Raw genomic sequence first — 15,618 nt, 5'->3', positions numbered from 1 at the left:
GGCCCCGGCCTTGCGCGGCCCGCACCCCAACGTCACCGAAGGTGCGGCAACTGTCACTCTCCGCATGAGCGATGCCGGGTTACGTTGCGTGTACGGGCGTCATAGAGAGCGGGGACGGACATGCGCTTCATCGCCAGGTTCCACGGCACGTACGACGGCCACACCGCGCCGGCCCGCTGAGCGTGAGCGCCGCCGCTCTGCTCGCCGGTGGGGTCGCCGCCGGGCTCGTGGCCGGCACCGCCTCGTGCACCGCGGCACAGGGCGGGCTGCTCATGGGGCTGACCGACGGCCACCACGGGCGTGATCGCGCGCTCGTGGCGTGGTTCCTCGCCGGCCGGCTGGCCTCCCACACGGTCGCCGGCGCGCTGCTGGGGCTGCTCGGCTCGGCCGTCGCCCTGCCGCCGCAGGCGCGGGCCGTGCTGCTCGTCGTGGCCGGCGTCACGGTGACCGTGTTCGCGATCCGGCTCATGAGGCGCGGGCACGCCGGCTGCGCCCCGCCGCCATCGCAGGCTCCTTCGAGATACAAGGCGCCGCTGCTGGGCGCGGCCACCATTCTGGTGCCGTGCGGCGTGACGCTCGGCATGGAACTGCTCGCGGTCTCCAGCGGTTCGCCGGTGGCGGGGGCGGCGGCCATGGCGGGCTTCGTCATCGGTACGGCTCCGGCGTTCGCGCTGCTCGGCTACGTGCTGCGGCGCGTCTCCCGCACCCGGCTGGCCAGGCTGGCCGGGGTCGTCGCGATCGCGGCCGGGCTCTGGACCGCCGCCTCCGGGATCAGCCTGGGAGGCTGGCTGCCCGCCTCCGACCCCGCGCAGGCGGTCACCGGGCCAGGAGGACAAAGCGTCACGGTCTGGGCCACCCGCGACGGCTACCGCCCGGCCATCGTGTCGGCCCGGGCGGGCGTGCCCGTCGAGGTCGTCTTCAAGGTGGCCGAGCACGGCTGCACGGACACCGTCGTGATCCACGGCCGCGACGTCGCCCTGCCGGCCACCGTACGCCTGCCGCCACAACCACCGGGAAGCCTACGCTACGTCTGCGGGATGGGCATGTACGCGGGTATCCTCACCTTCTCCTCACCCGGGCACTGATCATCGACGCTGCTTCAGTCCAGGATGCTGAGCCCCCAGGGGTACCTCGGGCCGCCCACCTCGTCGCAGGCCCACGCGATCGCGCCTTGAGCACCCACGTACGCCGCCCCCGCGTCGCGGCACTCCTGCCAGGTCATGTAGTAGCCCTCGCACCACCACACGGCTCGCGATGACAGCCCGGCCGGCGCCGTTCCGTCGCAGGCCTTCGCGACGGCGGTTCCGGGGAAGGCCAGGCACAGCCCGGTCGCAGCCACGACGGTCGCGAGGAGGCCCGTGACAGTTCTCTTGCGCATCATCGTCCTTCTCTCCTTCGGTTACGCTCCCGCCTCGAGCTCCCGGAGCGAGCGGCGTTACTCTGTGTGATTTCATCGTGATGCGCCTGGACGGACCGGGCCAGGTCAGCATGAGGACATTCAGCGGACACCGCGGCGAGAGAGCGGAAACCCGCCGCACGGTCACGCGAGAGACCGCGCTCCGGCGTTCACCCTGGAGCACTTGTCGGCGATTACGGTTCGCGATCGCGTGATCACGTGCCACTCTGTCGCCATGGCCTGGCAAGGAGAGGTGACGGCGCCGTCCGTACCGGCGCCACGTGCGGGGGACGAGCACGAGCTGCTGGCTGCGGCACGTGCGGGCGACGCGCAGGCCGCGCACCGGCTCGGCAAGCTGTACGCCCAGCACGGTGACCGCGCGGCCGCCAAGCACTGGTGGGAGCGGGCCGCCGCGGGCGGCAACGTCGACAGCGCCTACAACCTGGGCATCTGGCACGAGAAGCACGGCAGCCTGGAGGAGGCCGTCTCCTGGTACGAGCGAGCCGCGAGCACCGGCGACGCCGAGGCCGCGGCCAACCTGGCGACGCTGCTGCTCGAACAGCGCGGCGACGCCGTAGCCGCCAGGGGCTGGTTCGAGGCGGCGGCGCGCAACGGGTCACGGGGGGCGGCCCGCAGGCTAGCTCTGTTGTGCGAGGACTCGGGCGAGCTGGCGGCGGCCCGCGAATGGCACCGCCAGGCGGCGGCCGACGGCGACGTCGCCTCGGCGCACGACCTGGGCTTCCTCGCCTATTCCGCGGGCGACGACGGGGAGACCGTGCACTGGTGGGAGCGCGGGGCCAGGGGCGGCCACGCCGAGTCGGCCCACTGCATGGGTCTCTACCTGCACGCCAGCCGCGACCCTGAGGGCGCCGAGGCCTACTACCGGCTGGCCGCCAAGTGCGAGCACGCCGGCGCCGCCTCCCGGCTCGGCGGTCTCGCGCTGTCCAGGGGCGACCTGCGTACGGCGCGGGCCTGGTTCGAACGCGCGGCCGGCGCCGGGCGGGTGGAGGACCAGCGGATGGCCGGGTTCGTCTGCGTGGAGCTGGGCGACAGCGCGGCGGCCAGCCACTGGTTCGGCCGGGCGGCCGCCGGCGGCGACCCGGAGTCGGCCTACGACTACGCGCTGCTGCTCATCGCCGAGTTCGGTGACCTGGCGGGCGGGCAACACTGGTTCAGGCAGGCGGCGCTGGCCGGGCACCACGAGGCGGCGGTCGAGCTGGGCGGACTGTTGTCGGTGGCGGGAGAGCACGGCGAGGCGCGCGAGTGGCTGTCGGACCCGCCGCCTCCCACCTGGGGCCGCTCCGCCGAGCCGGAGCTGACGGCGAGGGCGGAACTGGCCGCCGCGGCGACCGGGCGCAGGGGCGGGGTGGCGCTGGACGTACGGGACCTGACGGAGGTGCTGGGCACGTGGGACGTGGTGACCCGGCCGCTGCACGACCATTCCGAGGTGATCGGGTGGCTGGTGGAGCGGAGCGGGGTGCACGTGAGCGCGGTCGAGCATCTGGCGTCGGTACGCGGCACGCTGCTGCGTCCGGGCAGCGCACCGTGGCCGAGCCCCGGAGAGCTCCGGCACGTCCTGGCCACCGCGCGCGACCTGCGCCGGCGCTTGGGGGTGCGCTGACCGGCCGAGGTGGGCCCGGGTGCGGTGGTCAGCGCTGGCCGAGGTGGAACTGGTGGCCTTCGTCGTCCTTGAAGACGGCCGACCAGCCCCACGGCTGGTGCTGCGGCTGCTGGACGAACTCGACGCCGCGCGCCACGAGCTCCTCGCACGTCCTGACGATGTCGTCGGCCTCGAACAGCACATAGTGGGGCATGCCCTTGACCGGTGCGGGCCAGTCGGGGGCGGCCTTGATGAGGACCAGCCGGGTGCCCCCGCCGGGCGGCTCGACCTCGATCCAGCGGTCGTCGCCGTACGGCATGTCGGTGGTGACCGTGAAATCCAGCTTGCCGGTCCAGAAGTCGACCGCGCGCTGCTGGTCGTCGACGTAGAGGGTGACCTGGCTGACGGTGAGCGCCATCGTACCTCCATAGTTATATCCACGCCGGATATAACCAGAGCGGTGCTATCGTGTCAATCATGCTCACCGCCGCCGGGTTCCACGTGCTCCTAGCCCTGGCCAGCGGCCGCGGGCATGGCTACGCGGTGATGCGGTTCGTCGAGGAGATCAGCGGCGGCGCGGTCAAGCTGAGGCCCGGCACGCTCTACCGGACCATCAACCGGCTGGTGGCCGACGGGCTGGTGGAGGAGTCCGACGCCGGAGACCCGGCCGCGCCCCACGACGCCAGAAGGCGCTACTACCAGCTGACCCCGCAGGGTGAGCGGGCCGCACGGGAGGAGGCCGAGCTGATGACCCGCCTGGTGACGGCCGCGAGAGAGGCAGGCCTGATCACATGACGTCGCTACGCCCGCAAGGATTGTGAGGAGACATCCGCCCTCGGCGCGCTTGCCCCGCCGACGCTGGGCGGCTACCCCGTGCTGGTCCTGCTGGGGGTCGAGGACCCCGACGCGGTCGGCGCGCGGGCGATCAGCGCGGGTGCCGAGGTGGAGATGCCGGTGGACGAGATGTTCTGGGGCGAGCGGTACGGCGTGCTGCGCGACCCCTTCGGTCACCGCTGGGCCGTGACGACCGCCAGGGAGCAGCTCACCCCCGAGGAGATCGTGCGCAGCACGACGTACCGCGTGGACGGCTAGACGAGTTCGGCCATCGGGGTGTACGCGAGCCCGAGCGCCTCGGCGACCGGCTGATTGGTCAGCAGGCCGTCGTGCGTGTTGAGCCCGCCCGCGAGCCCGGCGTCAGCCTTGACGGCCTCCCGCCAGCCCATGTTCGCCAGCTTGACCGCGTACGGGAGGGTCGCGTTGGTGAGGGCGTAGGTGGAGGTGTTGGCGACGGAGCCCGGCATGTTGGCCACGCAGTAGAAGACCGAGTCGTGCACCGTGTACGTGGGGTCGGCGTGCGTGGTCGGCCGCGAGTCCTCGAAGCAGCCGCCCTGGTCGATGGCGATGTCGACGAGCACGGAACCCGGCTTCATGCGCGACACGAGGTCGTTGGAGACCAGGGTGGGGGCCTTGGCGCCCGGGATCAGCACCGCGCCGATGACGAGGTCGGCCTGCGGGACCTCCCGCTCGATCGTGTACGACGTCGAGACCAGCGTCTTGAGCCGGCCCCGGTAGATGGCGTCGATGGAGCGCAGCCGGTCGAGGTTGGTGTCGAGCACGGTCACGTCGGCGCCCATGCCGACGGCGATCTGCGCGGCGTTCAGCCCCGACACGCCGCCGCCGATCACGACGACCTTGGCGGGAGCCACCCCGGGCACGCCGCCCGGCAGCACGCCGCGGCCGCCGTTGAAGCGCATCAGGTTGTACGCGCCCACCTGCGGCGCGAGCCGGCCGGCGACCTCCGACATCGGGGCGAGCAGCGGCAGCGCCCCGCCCACCTGCACCGTCTCGTACGCGATGCCGGTGGTTCCCGCCCTGAGCAGGGCGTCGGTGCACGGGCGGGAGGCGGCCAGGTGCAGGTAGGTGAACAGCACCAGCCCGTCCCGCAGCCGGTGGTACTCCTCGGCGATCGGCTCCTTCACCTTGAGCACCAGACTCGCCTCGCCCCACACCGCGTCGGCGCTGTCGACGATCTTGGCGCCCGCCGCCAGGTATTCCTCGTCGGTGATGGACGAGCCCAGGCCGGCGCCCCGCTGGACGGTGACGTCGTGGCCGTTGCGCACCAGTTCGTGCACGCCCGCGGGGGTCGCCGCGACCCGGTATTCATGGTTCTTGACCTCGGCAGGAACGCCGATCTTCATGCGGTGGTTCCTTTCGGGCGCCGGCACGTCGTACCGGATCGTGAGTGTGTCACGCGAGCGGCCTCTACAGGCGCGCCCATGCCTGGGTGAGTACGTCGCGGAGGATCGACCCGATCTCGGCGAACTCCTCCGGTCCGGCGATCAGCGGGGGCGCGAGCTGGATGACGGGGTCGCCGCGGTCGTCGGCGCGGCAGTAGAGGCCGGCCTCGTACAGCGCCTTGGACAGGAAGCCGCGCAGCAGCCGCTCCGACTCCTCGGCGTCGAACGTCTGCTTGGTGGTCTTGTCCTTGACGAGTTCGATGCCCCAGAAGTAGCCGGAGCCGCGTACGTCGCCGACGATCGGAAGGTCGCGCAGGCCGTCGAGGGTCTCCTTGAACAGCGGCTCGTTCCTGGTGACGTGGCCAAGCAGGTCCTCGCGCTCGAAGATGTCGAGGTTGGCCAGCGCGACGGCGGCGGAGACGGGGTGGCCGCCGAAGGTGTAGCCGTGCGCGAACATGGTGTCGCCGTCCTTGAACGGCTCGAACAGCCGCTCGTGCGCGATCATGGCGCCGATGGGGGAATAGCCGCTGGTCAGGCCCTTGGCGCAGGTGATGATGTCCGGCACGTAGTCGAACTTCTGGCCGCCGAACATGGTGCCGAGCCGGCCGAACGCGCAGATGACCTCGTCGGAGACGAGCAGCACGTCGTACTCGTCGCAGATCTCGCGCAGGCGCTGGAAGTATCCGGGAGCGGGAGGGAAGCAACCGCCGGCGTTCTGCACGGGCTCGGCGAAGACGGCGGCCACCGTGTCGGGGCCCTCCATCTCGATGGCGCGGGCCACCCGCTCGGCGGCCCAGAAGCCGTACTCCTCGGGGTTCATGCCCTTGACCCCGGTGATCTCGTCGGCGCGGTAGTGATTGGTGTTGGGCACCCTGATGGAGCCGGGCACGAGCGGCTCGAACATCTCCTTGAACGCCGGGATGCCGGTGATCGACAGTGCGCCCTGCGGGGTGCCGTGGTAGGCGATCTGACGGCTGATGACCTTGTGCTTGAGCGGCTTGCCGACGAGCTTGAAATACTGTTTGGCCAGCTTCCATGCCGATTCGACGGCTTCGCCGCCGCCGGTGGTGAAGAAGACGCGGTTGAGCTCGCCGGGGGTGTAGGCGGCCAGGCGCTGGGCCAGCTCCGCCGCCTTGGGGTGGGCGTAGGACCAGAGCGGGAAGAACGCGAGCTCCTGGGCCTGCTTGGCGGCGGCCTCGGCGAGCTCCTGTCGCCCGTGCCCGGCCTGGACGACGAAGAGCCCCGCCAGACCGTCGAGATAGCGCTTGCCGTGGATGTCGTAGACGTAGGAGCCCTCACCGCGGACGATGGTCGGGATCTCGGACTGCTGGTGGGAGCTGTGTCTGGTGAAGTGCAACCACAGGTGGTCCTGCGCGGCCTTGAGGACGTCGTTTTCCGGCTGCGTCATGGTTATCTTCCCTCGTGTCTGACTTCCCACAGTTTGCCTGTTCACCTGCCGCTTGCCAAGCGAATCGGTCGCGACACTCTGCAAGAAAATCGAGATCCGCAGCACCGCTATGTAACGGCAACGAAATCCGCATACCCGCGGCCGCAGCCCGGACCCGTTTCCGTGTCGCGGGACCTCGTATCCTCCTCATGACGGCAAAGCGCCTGTCACCCTGTAGAACTGTTCGAGATATCTCTGTGAGAACGACCCCCGGGGGAACCGTCCGTGACTCCTGACCAGATCGAAAGCGCTGTCGCCGCCGCGATGCCCCAAGGCGTCGAGGAGCTGAAGCGGCTTGCCGCCATCCCCTCCGTGGCCTTCCCCGGGCATCCGGAGGAGCCGGTGCGCGCCGCCGCCGCGCTGACGGAGGAACTGCTGCGCTCCGCCGGCCTGCCGCGCGTCCAGCAGGTGCCGGTGGAGGGGAGCTTCCCCGCGGTCTACGGCGAGGCGCCCGCGCCTCCCGGCGCGCCCACCGTGCTGCTCTACGCGCACTACGACGTGCAGCCGGCCGGCGACCCGGCCGCGTGGCGCACCCCGCCGTTCGAGCCGACCCTGATCGACGGCCGCCTGTACGGCCGCGGCTGCGCCGACGACAAGTCGGGCATCATCTCCCACGTCACCGCCCTGCGCGCCTTCCAGGGCCGGTTCCCGGTGGGCATCAAGGTCATTATCGAGGGTCAGGAGGAATACGCGGGCGAGCGTCTGGAGGCGTTCGTCGAGCAGAACCCCGAATTGTTGCGCGCCGACGCCATCGTGGTGGCCGACACCGGCAACCCGCGCGTGGGCGACGCCTCGGTCACGACGTCGCTGCGTGGCATGGCCGCCTTCACCGTCGAGGTTCGCACGCTGCGTGAGGCGGTGCACAGCGGATCGTTCGGCGGCGCCGCCCCCGACGCGCTGGCGGCCCTGATGCGCATGCTGACCTCGCTGCACGGCGACAACGGCGAGGTCCGGGTGCCGGGCCTGCCCAGGGGCAACTTCTTCGGCCAGGGACCGTCGGAGGCGGAGTTCAGGCAGACGGCCGGCGTGCTCGACGGGGTCTCGCTGGTGGGCGCGGGTTCGCTGGCCGACCGCCTGTGGTCGTCCTACTCGATCACCGTGACCGGCATGGACGTGCCGACGGTGTCGGGCGCGATCAACGCCGTGCAGCCGGTCGCCAGGGCCAGGGTGACGATCCGCATCCCGCCGGCCGGCGACCCGAAGACGACGGTCAACGCGGTGACGGAGTTCCTGCGTCAGGTGGCGCCGTGGGACGTGAAGGTGACGTTCGGCGACGTCGTCGTGGGCTCGGGCTTCCAGGCCGACTCCGGCGGCAAGGCCCGGTCGGCGCTCAACCGGGCGATGGAGCGCGCCTTCGGCCGCCCGCCGCGCGACGTGGGCGCGGGCGGGTCGATCCCGCTGGTCAACACGCTGCTCAAGCAGTTCCCCGCGGCGGAGATCCTGCTGTTCGGCGCGGAGGACGAGGACGCCGCCATCCACGCGCCCAACGAGCGGGTCGACCTGGAGGAGCTCCGCCGCGTCGCCACCACGGAGGCGCTGTTCCTCCACGAGCTGAGCCTTCCCTCGGCGCTCGGCGTCTAGGGGTCCGCCCGGCGCTCGGGCCGCTTCAGGTCGGGGCGAACATGCGTGGTCTCGCGTGCAGGACCACGACGTTCGGCCCCGGCTCTGACAGGGCGGCGAACGCCCGAGATCGCGAGCGCGCGCTGTCCTGTGGCCGCCGCGCCGATGGCGGCGGGCAGCGCGTACCCGAGGCCGTCCGCGCCCTGCGCCGACCACATGTGACCGGGGAAGGCCGACCACGCCCAGTAGGTGAGGACGGTCATGTCCCAGAACGACAGCACGCCGGACGGCACCGCCTCCAGCAGCGCGAACTCCTGCTCGTGGCCGCCAGCTTGCCGGCGTCCGCCTCGACGTGGACGACACGGCCGCGCGGGCGCATCGTGTGGTAGTCGCTGGACAGCTCCCCCAGCCCCGAACCCGCGACCAGCAGCACGTCCGCCCCTTCGAGGAAGTCGGTGACGAAGCGGTCCTCCAGCCACGACTGCAGCGACAGCGGGAGCTGGACCCCGAGCTGGTCGGCGACGTGCTCGCGGTCATGCGCGACCTGGCCGGGAGCACCTGGCGGATCACGTCATGACCCTCGGCACCCGCCCGGACGCGCGAGCGCTTCTTCCCCTTCTGTGACGCTGCCCTCTCCCGCCGCCGGATGGCGCCCGCAGCGAAGGCAGGCGGCACCGTCGGCCGCCGGGTCAACACCTGCGCGGAAAAGATGGAACCTCGGGTGACGCTCATGGCAATCACCTCTGTCATGACATGCAGCACCCGAAAGGCACGAGATGCGACACGAGAGCCGGGCGCCCGCCTCGCCGGGGCCCGGAGCCATGGAGGCGGGCCGTGACGCTCCGGCGGGCGCCATATCCCGGCACGAGTCCGAGCGATTCGCCGCCCTGTTCACCCGCCACGCCCCCGAGCTCAGGCGCTACGTCATCCGGCGCCTCGGCCTGGAGCCCGCGGACGACATCGTCGCCGAGACGTTCGCCGTGGCCCTGCAGCACCTGGCGTCGTACGACGCGACCCGCGGCGACGAGAGGGCGTGGTTGTACGGCATCGCCACCAACCTTGTCGGACGGCACCGCCGCCGCGAGATCGGCCTGTACAAGGCGCTGAGCCGGACAGGGGCCGACGCGGTGATCGAGCCGTTCACGGACGAGGTGGACCGGCGGGTGAGCGCGGACGGCGTGAGCAGGCAGTTGGCCAGGGCGCTATCCGGGCTGTCCCGGCGGCACCTCGACACGTTGCTGCTGGTGACGTGGGCGGACCTGACCTACGAGCAGGCCGCGGCCGCTCTCGGTGTCCCCGTGGGCACGGTGCGGTCGCGGGTCAGCCGGGCTCGGAACAAACTACGCCGGGTGCTGGGCGGCGTCGACCCTGCGGCAGTGGAAGAGGAGCGGAGACGGTGAACGAGATCGAGTTGCTCAACAGGATGCGGGACGAGGTTCCCGAGCAGCAGGACCTGCGTGGCGTGGAGCGCGCACTGGCCCGGCGCACGGCGGGTCCGGCGCCGATGCCGGCGCGGCGACCGGTGTACCGGCTGCGGCTGGGGCTGACCGCGGCCGGGGCATGCGCACTGGCCGTCGCCGCGACGGCCGTCGCCACCTCGGGGGGCGGGAACGTGCAGCCGCCGGTCGCGACGACGACGCGACCGGCGGTGACGAAGACGGTGCTGGAGCGGGCCGCGCTGGTGGCCGGCCGATCCACCGCCCAGGAGATCAGGCCCGACCAGTGGTTCTACCTGAAGGAATCGCAGCACATGGGCGGCGGCCTGCCGACCTTCGAACACTGGAGCCGGATGGACGGGGGCAGGACGGCGTTGCGCCAGGAAGGCGGTGAGCTCAAGGTGGGGCCCCCGGAGAAGGGGCCGACCGACGTCACCCGCACCCAGCGGGAGGTGGAGGCCCTGCCGACCGACCCCGACGCCCTCGTGAAGCACTTCCGCGGGCTCGAGACGGCCCGCACCCCGCTGTCGGTGTGCGCGCCTATGTGTCCTCCCGAGATCGCCGACGACGTCAAAGTGTTCGGGGCGATCGGGTGGTACATGAAGTTCGGGCCGATGATCCCGCCGGACACGCGCGCCGCGATGTACCGGGCGCTGGCCAAGCTCCGGCACGTCTCCGTCGAGGAGAACGCGACGGACATGGACGGCCGCGCGGGCGTGGGCGTGGTCTTCGACGCGGGTGCTCACGGCAAGTCCGTCTACATCCTCGACTCCGGCGACTACCGCTACATGGGCGTCAAGTCTGTGGACGACGGTGCGGCCATCGGGATGTCGGTGCTCGGCGCCGGCATCGTCGACAACGCCGGCGACCTGCCCTGAGCCCGCGGGCGCGGCCGGTCAGTTGTGCGCGGGACGGCGGTGCACGAGCCGCAGGCCCATCTCGACCAGCGTCCAGCCCAGGCGGATCTGCCAGCGGCGGACGGCTGGGACGGGCTTCGTGGTCACGCGGTGGCGCTCCGCCTCGGCGCGCAGCTCGCGGGCGCGCTGATGTTCGACGTACAGGAACAGGTCGCTGTTCATCATCACGTCTCCTCAGGTGCGGAACGGGAAGCCGTTGACGTGCAGGACGACGTTCTCGCGCCCCTGTGTCTCGCCTGCCTCGCGGGCCGCCGTGCCGCGCTCGCGCCACTTCGCGACCAGCTCGTCGAGCTCACGGCCGAGTTCCTGAAGTTCCTCGGCCGTGAGCGTGAACAGGTATTCGGAGCTGAACGACGCGCCGCGCCAGTCGTCACTCCAGGCGTCCCTGGTGTCGAGGTGCTCCTCGTACATCTCGTAGCGCTGGCGGGCGTACACGCGGGAGACGGCCGCGTGGACGGCGGCCCGCTCGGGGGCTTCGCGCCAGTCCTCGTCCCTGGTGCTGATCGTGGTCGAGACCGGCCGCCACCACCGCTCCCTGCCGTCGCCGCTGCCCGGCTCTGCCTCCTCGATGATCCTGTGCGCGGACAGCTTGCGCAGGTGGTAGCTGACCAGGGACACGGGCTCGTCGACCTTGTCGGCCAGCTGTGACGCGGTCGCCGTGCCCGCCATGAAGAGCGCGCGGTAGAGCTTGATGCGCAGCGGGTGGCCAAGCGCCTTGAGCGTGTCGATGTCCTTGACGCGATGGTTCTTCTCGGCGGCCATGGCTCCATGGTAAGTAGGAAAGGAAATTTGCGCAATATAAGTTGCGCAAATTTCCTTTCCTACCCGAGGCTACCGGAGCGCATGACAAGGCCGCCCGGCGCCGGCGGGCGCGGGGCGGCCGATGGAGGGTGCTACCTGACGGGCAGGTCGTAGACGCGGCGCACGCTGCTGCCGAGCCGGCTCACGTCGGCGCCGTACACGTGGAGCGACACGCCCACCTCGTCGCTCGTGTTGCGCACCATGTGAATGTCACCGGGCGGCGCGAACCCGCTGACCTCCCCGGGACGGTTGGCCGCGCGGCCGATCTCCACCAGATGGTCACCCATGTCGCGGTAGAGGGTCTCGTATTCGATGCCGCTGAGAATGCCGAACGTGCACCACGAGACATGGTCGTGGATCGCCGTGAACTGGCCGGGCCGCCACACGACCGCCACGATCGAGAAGTCCTCCTGGGCGTGCAGCACGCGGGACACGTACCCGTCGGGTGAGCCGGCACGCTCCTCCGGCGAGAGGATGTCGAGCCCGGGGAGGCCGCCGCGGAGCAGATCGGCGACGGCGTACGCGGTGTCGCGCGACGTTTGCTCGCGCGCCACGATCCCGGAGATGCCGGACACGAGCGGATCCAGCCCCGGACGGACGGCGGTGACGGTGCGCATGAGTACTCCCTGGTATTCGCCTTCCCTTCTACCGTGCTCCATCCGGACCAATAGGTCCAACAGAAGTCTTCTGGTCCATCGATAGATACGATTGATGAATGCTCGACGTCACCCGGCTCCACGTCCTGCTCGCGGTCGCCCGTACGGGCTCGCTGACCGCGGCCGCCAAGGAGCTCCACTACTCCCAGCCCTCCGTCAGCCACCACCTGGCCAGGCTGGAGGCGGAGACCGGGGCCAAGCTCGTCCAGCGCGCCGGGCGCGGCATCCGGCTCACCGACGCGGGCCGGCTGCTCGCCGAACGCGCCGCCGAGATCATCGGCCGTCTCGACGCCACTTCAGAGGAACTGGCCGCCCACGTCGGGCTGCGCACCGGCCGGGTGCGGCTGACCGCCTTCCCCTCCGCGCTGGGCACGTTCATCCCGAAAGCGGCAGGCCTGCTCGCCGCCGCCCACCCGGGGCTGCGCCTGGAGCTCACGGAGACCGAGCCGCCGGAGGCGCTCCGGCTGCTGCGGTCGGGCCGGGCGGACGTGGCGGTGATGTTCCGTTGGGACGACGCCGCCCCCGAGGGGAACGGCCTGCACATGATCCACCTCTTCGACGACCTCAGCTACCTGGTGTCCAGCACACCGGTCGGCGGGCTCGCCGACCACGCCGAATCCCCCTGGATCGCGGGTTGCGACCGGTGCCGCAGCCACCTGCTGGACATCTGCGACAAGGCGGGCTTCACCCCGCGCATCTCGTTCACCAGCGACGACATAGTGGCCGTGCAGGCGCTCGTGGCGGCGGGGCTGGGCCTCACCCTCCTGCCAGGGCTGGCGCTCACCGCCCACCGCCACCCCGGCGTCCACGTGACCGAGGTGCCGGGCTCCACCCGGCACGTGTACGCCGCCGTCTACGGCGAACCACCCCACCCGCCGGGCACGGAAGCGCTCGTGAAGGCGCTGCGGGAGAGCCTCTGACCGACCCGGCTGCGAGGATACGGGGAGGGGCACGTCTGCGAAGGCATGACAAGGGCGGAAATTTTCCAGCCATAGTGCGATAGTGAGATCACACGCTCGTCGGGGGACGACACGTCGCGACGTACCTAAATGGGCGGACCCATGGACACGCCACCACACCGCCTCGCGCTCGAACGGGTCGTCGAGGTCTACTCCGGTCACGACGACCTCGTCGGCGTGACCGGATCGGGATACGTGATAGGCGCCGACCTGGTGCTGGCCTCCGGCCAGGTGGTCGGGCCCGATACGCCGTGCCAGGTGCGCGCGCCCTGGTCGGCCCGGTGGGTCCCGGCCGAGCAGGTGTGGCGGGGGCGAGGCGCGACCGGCGCGGTGCTGCTGCGGGTGCCCGGCTCCCCGTGGGCCGAGCTGCCCGGCATCGAGCACGTGCGCTGGGCCAGGGCCGCCGCGCCAGGCGTACGGTGCCTGGCCAGAGGGTTTCCGCGGGCGGGGCAGCGGGCCGGGTTCCGTGACGCCGAGACGCTGACCGGCGTGGTCGACGCCCCGGCGGACCCGGCGTCGAAAGTGCTGACGGTCTCCGTCGGCGACCCCGGAACCCACGCGGTGCCGGGCACGCTCTGGGGCGGCATGCCGGGCGCCGCCCTGCTCGCCGAGCCGGCCGGTCAGCTCATCGGCCTGGTCACCTCAGGCGCCGCCCCGTACCTGGACGCCGTGCCGGTGACCGCGCTGCTGAGCGACGCGCGTTTCCGTGAGCTGGCCGGCGTGCCACCCGGCCGTCTCGAGACCGTGACCGGCGGCGAACCCTCCGTGCCGCTGGCGGGCCTGCTCGCACCCGCCCGCGAAGAGCCGCCGCCGAACGGCCCCGACTGGGCGTTGCTGCCGGCCCGCCACGCCGTGGTGCCGTTCCTGGGGCGAGAGGACGAGCTCGCGCGGCTGCGCGCCTGGGCCGCCGAACCGGCCGCGCTGTCCATCGCGGTGCTGACCGGCCGTCCGGGCACCGGCAAGTCCCGGCTGGCGGGCGAGTTGTGCGCGGAACTGGCCGGGTCCGGGTGGGACGCCGGTCTCCTGCCTCTGGACACGCTGTACGGCCTCGCCCTCGGCGACCCCGGCCCGGCCGCCTCACCCGGGGCCACCTCATCCGGGCTGTTCGCCGGAGGGGACGGTGCCGCGCTGGACGCCGTACGACCGACGTTGCTCGTCGTCGAGCACGTCGAGCCTGCCGTGCCACTGGCGGGCGAGTTCGTACGGCGGCTGGCCAAGCACGGCCGCAACCCCCGCGTACGTCTGCTGCTCGTGGCCCGCGAGCCGGGCGATCCAGACTGGTGGCGGCGTCTCGACGCGGCGGCGGGCGGCTGGCTGCGGCGGCTGAACACCACGACGGTCCAGCTCAACACCAGCCCGCTCACCCTGCCCGAGCGGACGGAGCACGCCCGCGCCGCCATGAAGGCGTTCGCCCCCAGCCGGGCCATGCTGCCCGCCCCGCCCCACCTCGACGACCCCGAGTACGGCCTGCCGCTCCACGTGCACCTGGCCGCCCTCATGCGGCTGCGCGACGAGGGCGAGCACGCGCGCGGCGGGCTCCTGGAGCGGTTCGTCGTACGGGAACTGGACCGGTGGGCACGCGCCTGGCCCGCCGAGCACGAGCGGGTGGACGCGGCGACGGCACGCCAGGCCGTGGCGGCGGTCGCGCTCACCGCGCCCACGCCCGCCGAACTGCCCGGCCTGCTCCTGGCCGCCGTACCGGGGCTGCGCGACGCCGCGACCGGCGGGCCCGCGCTCGACGGCCACGTCCAGGACGTGGCCGCCTGGCTCCGCCGCGTCCTGCCCGGCGGCGAACGGCTCGCCCTGCCCGGCCCTGACCTCGTGACCGAGCAGCTCCTGTCCGGCACGGAGGGCCTGGAGTCGCTCGTGCTCGCCGTGCACGACCTGGAGGACCGCACGGTCGGGCATCTCGTACGGATGCTGGACGTCCTGCGGGTGTGCGCGGGTGGGGGGCGGGTCAGGTCGGCGCTGCGGACGCTCGTCACGGCCAGGGCCGGCAGCCTGGTCGAGGAGGCGGTGACCCATCCGGGTACGCGGCTCGGCGACCTCGTCGACTCCGTACTCGGGCTGTTCCCCGCCGAGCCGGAGGTGATGGTCGCCTTACCCGTACGGACAGGGCCGGCCCGGCCGGGCCTGCGGGCCCTCGACGTGACGCTGAGCGAGCTGGCCGTGCGCCGCCACCGGGCGCGAGGCGACCGCGGCGCGCTGGCGGAGGCGCTGTCCATGTTGTCGGGCCGGCTGGCGGCCGCGGGACGAGTGGGCGAGGCGGTGGCCGCGGCTGCGGAGGCCGTGGAGATCCACGCGGCCGCTCCCCCGTACGAGGAGGCGGCCGGGCGGGCCGAGGCGCTGTTCGACCTGGGCGCCTGCCTGCTGCTCGGAGGCGAGGCCGGTGGCGCGCTCAAGCCCGCGCAGGAGGCGGCGGCCAGGTACCGGATCCTGGCCGAGGACGACCCCCGGTATGCGGAGGAGGCCGCGCGGGCGTACCACAACGTCGCGTGCGCGCTGCTCGGAACCGGGCGGCTGAGTGAGGCGGTACGGGCGTTCCAGGCGGCGGGCGGCGACGGCGACTTCGCGGCTCACCTGGCCGCCCTCCTCTCGGTCTGTCTCTT

Annotated in this window: 17 protein-coding genes and 1 pseudogene; 10 read left to right on the top strand and 8 right to left on the bottom strand. The window is 72.1% G+C overall.

Annotated features, from left to right (window positions below):
* Positions 1–182 precede the first annotated feature (182 nt).
* On the top strand, positions 183–1,085 hold the full coding sequence (locus tag E1267_RS36845) for a sulfite exporter TauE/SafE family protein (RefSeq protein ID WP_165960005.1): 903 nt from the start codon (positions 183–185) through the stop codon (positions 1,083–1,085).
* Positions 1,086–1,099: 14 nt separating this feature from the next.
* Here the strand turns inward: E1267_RS36845 and E1267_RS36840 are convergent, their stop codons facing one another.
* Positions 1,100–1,381, bottom strand: coding sequence for a hypothetical protein (locus E1267_RS36840; RefSeq protein ID WP_132339774.1), 282 nt, complete (start codon positions 1,379–1,381; stop codon positions 1,100–1,102).
* 250 nt (positions 1,382–1,631) lie between these two features.
* Here E1267_RS36840 and E1267_RS36835 point away from each other — a divergent pair, with 250 nt between their 5' ends.
* The gene (locus E1267_RS36835) at positions 1,632–3,017 is read left to right on the top strand and encodes a tetratricopeptide repeat protein (RefSeq protein WP_132339773.1); all 1,386 of its coding nucleotides are present in this window, start codon (positions 1,632–1,634) and stop codon (positions 3,015–3,017) included.
* 28 nt (positions 3,018–3,045) lie between these two features.
* On the opposite strand, the gene E1267_RS36830 is transcribed toward E1267_RS36835, so the two are convergent.
* Positions 3,046–3,414 carry a VOC family protein gene (locus E1267_RS36830; protein WP_132339771.1) on the bottom strand — a complete coding sequence of 123 codons (369 nt, stop codon included), beginning with the start codon at positions 3,412–3,414 and terminating at the stop codon, positions 3,046–3,048.
* 59 nt (positions 3,415–3,473) lie between these two features.
* Here E1267_RS36830 and E1267_RS36825 point away from each other — a divergent pair, with 59 nt between their 5' ends.
* The gene (locus E1267_RS36825; RefSeq protein ID WP_132339769.1) at positions 3,474–3,791 is read left to right on the top strand and encodes a PadR family transcriptional regulator; all 318 of its coding nucleotides are present in this window, start codon (positions 3,474–3,476) and stop codon (positions 3,789–3,791) included.
* Between the two features lie 78 nt (positions 3,792–3,869).
* Positions 3,870–4,088 (top strand): VOC family protein, encoded by a 219-nt coding sequence (locus E1267_RS36820; RefSeq protein ID WP_132339767.1) that lies wholly within the window; start codon positions 3,870–3,872, stop codon positions 4,086–4,088.
* Here the strand turns inward: E1267_RS36820 and ald are convergent.
* Complete coding sequence (gene ald / locus E1267_RS36815) at positions 4,085–5,194, bottom strand: alanine dehydrogenase (RefSeq protein ID WP_132339765.1); 1,110 nt, start codon at positions 5,192–5,194, stop codon at positions 4,085–4,087. The genes E1267_RS36820 and ald overlap by 4 nt on opposite strands.
* Positions 5,195–5,258: 64 nt before the next feature.
* Positions 5,259–6,641 carry an aspartate aminotransferase family protein gene (locus E1267_RS36810; RefSeq protein ID WP_132339763.1) on the bottom strand — a complete coding sequence of 461 codons (1,383 nt, stop codon included), beginning with the start codon at positions 6,639–6,641 and terminating at the stop codon, positions 5,259–5,261.
* Between the two features lie 264 nt (positions 6,642–6,905).
* Here E1267_RS36810 and E1267_RS36805 point away from each other — a divergent pair, with 264 nt between their 5' ends.
* Positions 6,906–8,261, top strand: a complete 1,356-nt coding sequence (locus E1267_RS36805; RefSeq protein WP_132339761.1) for a dipeptidase — start codon at positions 6,906–6,908, stop codon at positions 8,259–8,261.
* On the opposite strand, the gene E1267_RS46895 is transcribed toward E1267_RS36805, so the two are convergent.
* Positions 8,258–8,533 carry a hypothetical protein gene (locus E1267_RS46895; protein ID WP_246064488.1) on the bottom strand — a complete coding sequence of 92 codons (276 nt, stop codon included), beginning with the start codon at positions 8,531–8,533 and terminating at the stop codon, positions 8,258–8,260. The two genes, E1267_RS36805 and E1267_RS46895, sit on opposite strands and share 4 nt — an antisense overlap.
* 89 nt (positions 8,534–8,622) lie before the next feature.
* Here E1267_RS46895 and E1267_RS46890 point away from each other — a divergent pair, with 89 nt between their 5' ends.
* The 3 genes from E1267_RS46890 (at position 8,623) to E1267_RS36790 (ending at position 10,554) form a co-directional block, all read left to right on the top strand.
* A complete protein-coding gene (locus E1267_RS46890; RefSeq protein ID WP_246064487.1) occupies positions 8,623–8,817 on the top strand; it encodes a hypothetical protein in 195 nt (64 codons plus the stop codon).
* A gap of 199 nt (positions 8,818–9,016) precedes the next feature.
* Positions 9,017–9,640, top strand: a complete 624-nt coding sequence (locus E1267_RS36795) for an RNA polymerase sigma factor (protein WP_132339759.1) — start codon at positions 9,017–9,019, stop codon at positions 9,638–9,640.
* A complete protein-coding gene (locus E1267_RS36790) occupies positions 9,637–10,554 on the top strand; it encodes a CU044_5270 family protein (protein ID WP_132339757.1) in 918 nt (305 codons plus the stop codon). Before E1267_RS36795 ends, E1267_RS36790 begins: the two co-directional genes overlap by 4 nt.
* Positions 10,555–10,572: 18 nt before the next feature.
* On the opposite strand, the gene E1267_RS36785 is transcribed toward E1267_RS36790, so the two are convergent.
* The 3 genes from E1267_RS36785 to E1267_RS36775 all read right to left on the bottom strand — a co-directional run bounded on the left by E1267_RS36785 (position 10,573) and on the right by E1267_RS36775 (position 12,011).
* Complete coding sequence (locus tag E1267_RS36785; RefSeq protein ID WP_201761347.1) at positions 10,573–10,758, bottom strand: hypothetical protein; 186 nt, start codon at positions 10,756–10,758, stop codon at positions 10,573–10,575.
* A gap of 9 nt (positions 10,759–10,767) precedes the next feature.
* Entirely contained in the window at positions 10,768–11,355 is a 588-nt protein-coding gene (locus tag E1267_RS36780) for a winged helix-turn-helix domain-containing protein (protein ID WP_132339755.1), read from the bottom strand.
* A gap of 131 nt (positions 11,356–11,486) precedes the next feature.
* The gene (locus E1267_RS36775) at positions 11,487–12,011 is read right to left on the bottom strand and encodes a cysteine dioxygenase family protein (RefSeq protein ID WP_132339753.1); all 525 of its coding nucleotides are present in this window, start codon (positions 12,009–12,011) and stop codon (positions 11,487–11,489) included.
* Positions 12,012–12,109: 98 nt separating this feature from the next.
* Between E1267_RS36775 and E1267_RS36770 the strand changes: the two genes are divergently transcribed.
* Together E1267_RS36770 and E1267_RS36765 are read left to right on the top strand one after the other, a co-directional pair.
* Positions 12,110–12,970 carry a LysR family transcriptional regulator gene (locus tag E1267_RS36770; RefSeq protein WP_132339751.1) on the top strand — a complete coding sequence of 287 codons (861 nt, stop codon included), beginning with the start codon at positions 12,110–12,112 and terminating at the stop codon, positions 12,968–12,970.
* A gap of 141 nt (positions 12,971–13,111) precedes the next feature.
* Positions 13,112–15,618, top strand: a pseudogene (locus E1267_RS36765) (tetratricopeptide repeat protein); the annotation flags it as partial.

Origin of the sequence: Nonomuraea longispora (assembly GCF_004348345.1) — a bacterium.
Lineage (GTDB): Bacteria > Actinomycetota > Actinomycetes > Streptosporangiales > Streptosporangiaceae > Nonomuraea > Nonomuraea longispora.
Note: the sequence above shows the minus strand (reverse complement) of the source record. Positions and strands in the feature narration are given on the sequence as shown.